The sequence below is a fragment of the Nocardioides sp. genome, assembly GCF_041600255.1.
Lineage (GTDB): Bacteria > Actinomycetota > Actinomycetes > Propionibacteriales > Nocardioidaceae > Nocardioides.
In genome coordinates this window covers 1-3,682 of record NZ_JBFIKK010000207.1, presented here as the reverse complement: position 1 = coordinate 3,682, position 3,682 = coordinate 1, and the positions used below count along the sequence as shown (strand labels likewise).

Here is a 3,682-nt window from a genome sequence, read left to right as displayed (position 1 = left end):
CGTCACTTCTGGTTAACCAGAAGTGACGGGTCGGCGGCATTTGCGGCAACCACAACTGGCAGGTCAGCGGCATTTCGGCAACCACAACTGGCAGGTGACGTCGGGGGCGAATGGGTGGACGGGGGAGTGGCTGCGAGAATTGGCCCGTGACCAGCGCTGCCATCCCCACCTCCACCGACGTCCTTGTCGTCGGCGCCGGCCCTGCGGGCTCGGCAGCCGCAGCCTGGCTGGCCAAGGCGGGCACGGACGTCGTCCTGGTCGACTCCGCGGTCTTCCCCCGTGACAAGACCTGCGGCGACGGGCTCACCCCGCGCGCGATCGGCGAGCTCCAGCGCCTCGGGCTCGAGGACTGGCTGCGCGCCCACACCGTCAACCAGGGTCTGCGCGCGCACGGCTTCGGCCAGACGCTGCTGCTGCCGTGGCCCGGGGGGAACCTCCCCGACTGGGGCTCTGCCGTGGCCCGCACCGAACTCGACGACCATCTGCGCACCACCGCGATCAAGGCCGGGGCGGTCGCGATCGACGGCGCCCGCGCCGTCGACGTACGACGCGACGGGTCGCGGGTCGCCGCCGTGGTGCTCGAGCAGTCCGGGCCGGACGGTCCCGAGCGGCTCGAGATCGCCTGCCGACGCCTCGTCGTGGCCGACGGCGTCCGTTCCCCGCTGGGCAAGCTGCTCGGCCGGGAGTGGCACCGCGAGACCGTGTACGGCGTCGCCGGTCGCTCCTACGTCGACTCCGGCATGTCCGACGACCCCTGGATCAGCTCGCACCTCGAGCTGCGCGGCGAGCAGGGCGAGATCCTGTCGGGCTACGGCTGGATCTTCCCGCTCGGCAACGGCGAGGTGAACCTGGGCGTCGGCACCCTGGCCACGCTGAAGCGTCCCGCGGAGATCGCGATCCGACCGTTGATGAAGTTCTACGCCGAGCAGCGCCGCGACGAGTTCCAGCTCACCGGGGACCTGAGGATGCCGACCTCCGCCCTGCTGCCGATGGGGGGCGCGGTCTCGAACGTCGCCGGACCCAACTGGGCACTGATCGGTGACGCGGCCGCCTGCGTCAACCCGTTGAACGGGGAGGGCATCGACTACGGCCTGGAGTCGGGCCGGCTGCTCGCGGAGCTCTTCGCCGAGCGGGCCGCCGACCAGCCCCTGACCCACGTCTGGCCGGAGCTGCTGCGCCACCACTACGGCGAGTCGTTCTCGATCGCCCGGCGGTTGGCCGGCCTGGTCACCGTGCCCCGGGTGCTGCCGACCTTCGGCCCGGCGGGGATGCGCTCGGACTGGCTGATGACGCTCGCGCTGCGCTGGATGGGCAACCTGGTCACCGACGAGGACCGCGACCGCTCCGCCCGGGTGTGGCGCTGGGCCGGTCGACGCTCCCTGGCCCGCGACCACCGGCCCCCGTTCTCGTGAGCCCGTTCTCGTGAGCCCGCTGCGATGAAGCAGCCCCGGTGAGGGAGCCCCGATGAAGGAGCCCCCGTGAAGGAGCCCTGGTACGACGCCACCGTGGTCCTGGCCCGCACGGCGATGGCCGGGCTGGGCCTGACCACCCGGTGGTCGGGTGAGGAGAACGTGCCCGAGTCCGGCCCGGTCCTGCTCGCCAGCGTGCACAACTCGTACCCGGACTTCCTGTTCGTCGGCAAGGCCGCCCTGAGCCGCGGTCGCCACGTGCGGTTCATGTGCCGCCACGACATCTGGCACGTCCCGGTCGTACGACGGGCGATGGACGCGATGCGCCACATCCCGGTCGATCGGCAGGCGCCGGCGGCGGCGTACCTGCGCGCCCGTCGCCTGCTCGCCGACGGCGAAGCGGTCGGTGTCTTCCCGGAGGCGGGCATCTCGCACTCGTTCACGGTGCGCTCGTTGATGCCGGGCACGGTGGCGCTGGCCCGGGAGACCGGCGTCCCGATTGTCCCGGTGGCCCTGTGGGGCGGGCAGCGGATCGCCACCGTCAGTCGGACGCCCGAGGGTCGCGAGCGCCCGCCGGAACTGGCCCGCGGCCGGCTGGTCGACGTACGTTTCGGGGCTCCGCTGCCGGTCGCTGCCGACGAGGACCTCGCGGAGGCGACGCACCGCCTCGGTCACGCCCTGACCGACCTGCTCGAAGGGCTGCAGCGCCTGCCCGCGCACCGACCGCGTGCCGGCGAGCACGCGCCCTGGCACCCGGCACACCTGGGTGGCCACGCCCCCGACCGGCGCGCCGCGCTCGACCTCGACGAGGTGCCGAGCAGCGCGGTCCCGCCCTCGTGGGGTCCCCCGGTCCGCCCGAGCAGCTGAGCGTCGCCCCACTACGCTCGGGGGATGGGGACTCTGCCGAAGCGTCAGCGCGTCGCGGCCTACGCCGTGATCCTGCGCGACGACAACATCCTGCTCAGCCGTCTCGCGCCGAGCGTGACCAGTCAGGAGCTCTGGACGCTCCCCGGGGGCGGGCTCGACCACGGAGAGGACCCCCGCGACGCCGTGATCCGGGAGATCCACGAGGAGACCGGGCTGCACGCCGAGATCGGTGCCGCGGCCCGGATCTACTCCGCCCACCTGCCCGGGGTGTGGCGCGACGGCCGCCGGGTCAACGCCCACGCCCTGCGCATCGTGTACGACGGCTGGGTGCCGGTGGACGCCCCCGCTCCCCAGGTGGTCGAGGTGGACGGGTCGACCGCGGAGGCAGCCTGGATCCCGGTGGCGGACGTGCTGTCCGGCCGGGTGCCCGTCGTACCGCTGGTCCAGGAGGCGCTGGTCGACCACCGCCCGTTCCGGCAGCAGCGGATCGCCGCCTACGCCCTGGTCCGGCGCGACGACAGCCTGCTGCTGACCCGGATCTCGTCGCGCGGGCACCACGCGGGCTCATGGACCCTGCCCGGTGGCGGCATCGACCACGGCGAGACGCCACGCAGCGCCCTGGAGCGCGAGGTGCAGGAGGAGTGCGGCATCGCCTGCGAGGTCGGCGAGCTGGTCGACGTGCACGACACCCACTTCGACGGGACCGCGCCCTCGGGCCGGCACGAGGACTTCCACGGCATCCACCTGATCTTCGCCGCCACGGTCGACGACGCGGCCACCGTGCGGGTGGTCGAGGCCGACGGCACGACCGACGAGGTCGCCTGGATCCCGATCCCGGAGATCGAGTCCGGGACGGTGCCGGTGCTCGAGGTGGTCACCCATGCGCTCGCGGCGCAGCGGGTCGCCGCCGACCTGAGGGTGGTGGAACCGTGAGCGAGACCGTGTTCACCTACGCGGCGCCGGCGTTGAAGTTCGGCCCGGGTGCCGCCGACGAGGTCGGTCACGACCTGAGCGGGTACGGCGCCCAGCGGGTGCTGCTGGTCACCGACGCCGGCGTGGCCGCCACCGGCCACCCGGCCCGGATCGCCGAGCAGATCGCCGCCCGCGGCCTGCAGGTCACGACGTACGCCGGCGTGCACGTGGAGCCGACCGACGACTCGATGCGCGAGGCGATCGACTTCGCCCGCGACGCCGGGCCGTTCGACGCGATCGTGGCCGTCGGCGGTGGGTCGGCGATCGACACCGCCAAGGCGGTCAACCTGCTCACCACCAACCCGGGCGAGTTGATGGACTACCTCAACGCCCCGGTCGGCAGAGCCCTGGCGCCCACCGAGCGGCTGCTGCCGCTGGTGGCGATCCCGACCACCACCGGCACCGGCAGCGAGAGCACCACGATCTGCGTGCTG

At 73.2% G+C, this 3,682-nt stretch carries 4 protein-coding genes; all 4 read left to right on the top strand.

The genetic code is table 11. The features are described 5' to 3' along the window. Window positions 1–146 precede the first annotated feature (146 nt). Window positions 147–1,412: a geranylgeranyl reductase family protein gene (locus tag ABZE72_RS16250; protein WP_372730078.1), complete on the top strand. Its 1,266-nt coding sequence runs from the start codon at window positions 147–149 to the stop codon at window positions 1,410–1,412. 66 nt (window positions 1,413–1,478) lie between these two features. Beyond that, window positions 1,479–2,276, top strand: coding sequence for a lysophospholipid acyltransferase family protein (locus ABZE72_RS16245; RefSeq protein WP_372730077.1), 798 nt, complete (start codon window positions 1,479–1,481; stop codon window positions 2,274–2,276). 24 nt (window positions 2,277–2,300) lie between these two features. Beyond that, complete coding sequence (locus tag ABZE72_RS16240; RefSeq protein WP_372730076.1) at window positions 2,301–3,209, top strand: NUDIX domain-containing protein; 909 nt, start codon at window positions 2,301–2,303, stop codon at window positions 3,207–3,209. Then, window positions 3,206–3,682 (top strand): iron-containing alcohol dehydrogenase (locus ABZE72_RS16235; RefSeq protein WP_372730075.1); only part of this gene is annotated, 477 nt, incomplete at its 3' end. The genes ABZE72_RS16240 and ABZE72_RS16235, both read left to right, overlap by 4 nt.

Bases quoted from the DNA above. Each gene is read 5' to 3' on its own strand.
- ABZE72_RS16240 (WP_372730076.1), top strand. From the start codon at position 2,301: ATGGGGACTCTGCCGAAGCGTCAGCGCGTCGCGGCCTACGCCGTGATC.